Origin of the sequence: Paraburkholderia sp. SIMBA_027, from assembly GCF_046535315.1 — a bacterium.
Taxonomy (GTDB): domain Bacteria; phylum Pseudomonadota; class Gammaproteobacteria; order Burkholderiales; family Burkholderiaceae; genus Paraburkholderia; species Paraburkholderia tropica.
On sequence record NZ_JAWRWY010000244.1, the window covers coordinates 1 to 335 of the forward strand.

The 335-nt window shown below is 58.2% G+C and carries 1 pseudogene; it reads left to right on the plus strand.

The features are described 5' to 3' along the window. Nucleotides 1-220: pseudogene (locus SB764_RS38960) on the plus strand (3-octaprenyl-4-hydroxybenzoate decarboxylase); the annotation flags it as partial. Between the last annotated feature and the right edge of the window lie 115 nt (nucleotides 221-335).

A 335-nucleotide genomic window follows, 5' to 3' on the forward strand; every position in this document is an offset into this window, starting at 1 on the left:
CACGCGCATGGACCCGGTGCGCGATACGCTGCTGGTCGAGAACACGCCCATCGACTACCTGGACTTCGCCTCGCCGGTGTCCGGCCTGGGCGGCAAGATGGGCCTGGACGCCACCAACAAATGGCCCGGCGAAACCGATCGTGAATGGGGCCGCCCGATCGTGATGGACAACGCGGTCAAACGGCGCATCGACGCGCTGTGGAACGAGTTAGGCCTGTAAAGCGAGCCGGCAAAACAAGTCTGAATAACAAAACTGATGGAACAGTTGCGCGAATGCATGCCTTTTCAATGATGTCGGATGGCTTTTTTCTGTCGTTGTCGTTGTGCCTGGATAT